The sequence below is a fragment of the Mucilaginibacter sp. P4_G9 genome, assembly GCF_056400985.1.
This window is the reverse complement of record NZ_JBFUKF010000423.1, coordinates 1-4249: the sequence shown is the minus strand read 5'-3', so window position 1 is coordinate 4249 and position 4249 is coordinate 1. Positions and strand designations below refer to the sequence as shown.

Here is a 4249-nt window from a genome sequence, read left to right as displayed (position 1 = left end):
AATTATGAAAAAAGTATACAAAAAACAATACTTATTATGTAGCCTCGCGCTATCGCTATTGGTAAGCTGCAGTGGGCCGGCTGAAAAGAAAGCTGCCGCCGGAGATTCTACGTCAACAGTAGCCGCGGCCGCGCCCGACGCCAAAAATTTTGAAGGCGACGTGAATGGCAAGGCCGTTAAACTATATACATTAAAAAACAGCAAAGGCGCCAGTGTGGCCATAACCAATTATGGCGGCCGGGTTGTAAGCCTGATGGTACCAGATAACAAGGGGGCTTTAACAGATGTGGTTTTAGGATACGATAGCCTTAAAACTTACCAGAAACCAAAAGAACCATTTTTTGGCGCCATTATAGGCCGTTATGGTAACCGCATTGGTAAAGGAAAATTCAGTTTGGAAGGCAAAGCTTACCAACTGGATATTAACGATGGTGTAAACACGCTGCATGGCGGCTTTAAAGGTTTTTACGCCCAGGTGTTTGACGCCGCCCAACCAAATGACAGTACCCTTAACCTTACCTATGTATCAAAAGATGCTGAAGGCGGTTACCCAGGTACGCTTACAACTAAAGTAACCTATACGTTTACCGCCGATAACGCGCTGAAGATAGAATACACGGCAACCACCGATAAAACAACCATTGTAAACTTAACCAACCACGCCTATTTTAATCTTAATGGCGCGGGCGATTCAACTATACTGGATAACATTGTAAAAATTGATGCCGATAACATTACCCCGGTTGATACCACACTGATTCCGACAGGGAAATTACAGCCTGTAAAAGGTAAAGCTTTTGATTTTACCACTGCAAAAGCCATTGGCGCCAATATTAATGACAAGGATGAGCAATTGAAAAATGGTAAAGGCTACGATCATAACTTTGCGCTTAATAAGCACGATATCACCAAATCGATAGCAACTGTGAGTAGCCCTAAGACAGGTATTGTAATGGATATTTATACCGACGAACCAGGATTGCAGTTTTACAGCGGTAACTTTTTAACAGGTGCAACCAACGATGGTAAAGGCGGTAAAGCGTACCCGCACCGTTCGGCATTTTGCATGGAAACCCAGCACTTTCCTGATGCGCCAAATAAGCCGGCATTTGCATCAACTGTGTTAAAGCCAGGCGCAACCTATCATACAACAACCATTTATAAATTTTCAAGCAAGTAGGCTTCTTATAAAGAATTGTAGTTCCATTTTTTGATTATACCCCCGCTTGAGATGGCTGAAACCGAAATAAAATATCTGCTTAATGATATTGCTTTAAATAACAACAGGGCATCCTTTAAAAGGCTGTACCTGTTTTATTACCGCAAATTATTTTGGTTTGCCAAATCGTTTGTAAAAACGGATGAGGCCGCTGAAGAGATTGTTGATGATGTATTTTTAAACCTGTGGATGCAGCGTGCAAAGCTAACCGACATTAGTAACTTTAGTAACTATTGCTATGTTTCGGTTAAAAACAAATGCTTAACCCATATCTCAAAAGTGCAGTTAAACCAGGTAAGTATTGATGAGGTGGACGTGGATATCATTGATCCTTCGGCAACCGGCGAAGACAAGCTTATCTGCAGAGATACAACAAAACTTATTAATAATTCGCTCAGCAGGCTATCAGACCAATGCAAATTGGTTTTTAGACTGGTAAAAGAGGACGGTTTAAAATACAGGGAAGTTGCCGACCTGCTGAACCTGTCTATAAAAACCGTTGAATATCATATGGGTAACGCGCTAAAACAGATCTCGGTTGGGATTGCTGATTCGCAGAAAAGCAATGTTGTAACACAGGGAAAAGTATTTTCAGAAAAGAAATAGTTTTTACAATGCAGCGTCTTTTTTGCTGTAAATTATATTTATACAAGGCAATAATGGTTGGTTGATAAATTACATTTAAAGGCAATGTGCTGTTGCGTGGGGTCTGTAAAATAAACTGTGTCAGACCCTTATTGAGCTGACAGAGCAACATAGCAAGGGTTAGCTGCACAATGCTTGTTAACCTTTTTACTCCAGCTGCTTTTTAAGAGCTTCTTTACTTGGTAATACCGCTTTATATTCTTTGGCAAATATTTGATTGTTACCCTCCGGTAATGTAAACTCTATAACTGTTCTGTTTTCCTCTTTACAAAGGATAATACCTATTGTTGGGTTTTCATCCTTAGTTTTTATTTTTCTGTCGTAATAGTTTACATACATCTGCATCTGACCAATATCCTGGTGGGTTAACTTGCCAATTTTTAAGTCGAAAAGGATAAAGCATCTTAGTAAATGAAGATGAACGCAACTTTTACGAAATAGAAGCCGCGGCTAATCATTGGTCGGTAAGGGAATTGCAGCGGCAATACAATTCGGCATTATTTGAAAGATTAGCTTTAAGCAAGGATAAAAACGGTATTAAACAACTTGCAGAAAAAGGACAAATAATAGAAAAAGCCTGCCGATGCGCTTAAAAGCCATTATGTGTTAGAATTTCTGGGTTTAAAAGAAGAAAGTAAATATTCTGAAAATGAATTTGAAACCGCCATTATAGATAAGTTAGAACACTTTATGCTGGAGGGGTTATAAAAAACAAGGTCGACAAAAAAGCTATCACCTTCAAATGTAAACCTTCGTTGCCTTCCTTCAAACAGGAAGCCTTTTCCTAACTTTTGATATTTTCAAAAAGCGCGAACGGATTTTTTTTTTGATCTCATTTTTATATGCTACTATGCCAAAACTAATAAGAATCATTATACCAGTGATATAGAAAAGGCAAAAGTATCGTGATAATCTTCCCCTTAAAAAAAAATTAATTTTTCTCCCAGGGTGTTTTCATTATTTACAGTCTATATAAGTAGAGCAGTAAATAATGATTAATAATATCTGGATACTTATTGGTAAAAAGTTAAGCGGCGAGGCTACTGCCGAAGAATTGCTTGAACTTGAAGAACTGCTGCAGCAAGGCATTGCAGATCAGTATCCGCTTGCTTTACTGGAAGAGATCTGGCGAAAAGAAAATGAAACAAAGGCCGACGAAAAATTAAAATCAAAATGGCTGGCCTTTGAAAATAAGCTGGATGATGCCGATAAAACAGAGGCTGAAAATTTAACCCAGTCAGAAAACACTGAGCAGGATAAACCAAAACCGGGCATCATAAAATTCCTTAAAATTATTTCATTAGTTGTAGCAGCATGTTTTGCCCTGGTGTTTGTTATTGTAAATAAAAGAGATGTAACTAACATCAATAAAACCAACCAGATAACAGCGCCGCAAAACGGGATCAGTAAAATTCAATTATCCGATGGTACCAGGGTATGGTTAAACGCGGGCAGCAAGCTGATTTATGATGCTAATTATGGTGTTGAGCAAAGAAAAGTTTCTCTCCAGGGCGAGGCTTTGTTTGATGTTGTAAAGGATGTTCAGCATCCCTTTATCGTGACTACGCCAACCATCAGCATAAAAGTATTGGGTACCAAATTTAATGTACGTGCATACGGTAACGATAAAACATCCGAAGCTTCGCTGATACGGGGGCGGATAGAATTAACCATATTAAAAACCCCCGAGAAAAAGATCATTTTAAAAGCAGCGGATAAGCTTACTATAAATAATGAGCAACCGCTTGTTGCCGGTAAAGCCTCGGTGCTGGCTGTCAAAAATATAACAGAAGAAACTCCGCTGATGGCATTAGGCCAGATCCATATGGCGAAAAAGGATAGTTTACCATCAGAGGCGCTTTGGGTTGAAAATAAGCTCGCCTTTGATGCCGAGGATTTTGAAAGCCTGGCCAAAAAGCTGGAACGCCGTTATAACGTTACCATTAGTTTTAAGAACGAAGGCCTTAGAAAATTAAGATTTACGGGTAAGTTTCAAAACGAATCTATCGGTAAAGCTATGAAAGCCCTGCAAACCACAACCTATTTCCATTATAAAACCGATAACAATCAAATTTTAGTTTATTAACCATTTAACCAATTAATTAAACAGCCTATGCTTATATAAGTATCTAAACTAAACCAAAAAACGGGGAAATGTTGACGCATCCCCCCGTGTATTTGGTACAAGTTAACTACCAGCCCTTTTAGAAAACCAAATAGTTAAAACACCTTAATGCTAAATTATGAAAAAAAATGTACACCGCATTAACCAAGTGCGGTTAAACCAATTTTTGAAAGTCTTTTTTATGTTTAAATTTATCCTTGCCCTGGTGATCATGTCATCATTTCAGGCTTTTTCAAAGGGATATGGCCAGAGTATAATAA

Annotated in this window: 3 protein-coding genes and 1 pseudogene; 3 read left to right on the top strand and 1 reads right to left on the bottom strand. The window is 38.6% G+C overall.

Annotated features, from left to right (window positions below):
* Both AC1DPZ_RS23020 and AC1DPZ_RS23015 read left to right on the top strand, forming a co-directional pair.
* On the top strand, window positions 1-1180 hold a 1180-nt coding region (locus AC1DPZ_RS23020; protein ID WP_477407848.1), incomplete at its 5' end, for an aldose epimerase family protein.
* 51 nt (window positions 1181-1231) lie between these two features.
* Window positions 1232-1825, top strand: coding sequence for an RNA polymerase sigma-70 factor (locus AC1DPZ_RS23015; protein ID WP_477407846.1), 594 nt, complete (start codon window positions 1232-1234; stop codon window positions 1823-1825).
* 186 nt (window positions 1826-2011) lie between these two features.
* On the opposite strand, the pseudogene AC1DPZ_RS23010 reads toward AC1DPZ_RS23015, so the two are convergent.
* Window positions 2012-2266 (bottom strand): annotated as a pseudogene (locus tag AC1DPZ_RS23010) (PDDEXK nuclease domain-containing protein); the annotation flags it as partial.
* Between the two features lie 589 nt (window positions 2267-2855).
* Between AC1DPZ_RS23010 and AC1DPZ_RS23005 the strand changes: the two are divergent.
* The gene (locus tag AC1DPZ_RS23005; RefSeq protein ID WP_477407844.1) at window positions 2856-3950 is read left to right on the top strand and encodes a FecR family protein; all 1095 of its coding nucleotides are present in this window, start codon (window positions 2856-2858) and stop codon (window positions 3948-3950) included.
* Window positions 3951-4249: the final 299 nt, after the last annotated feature.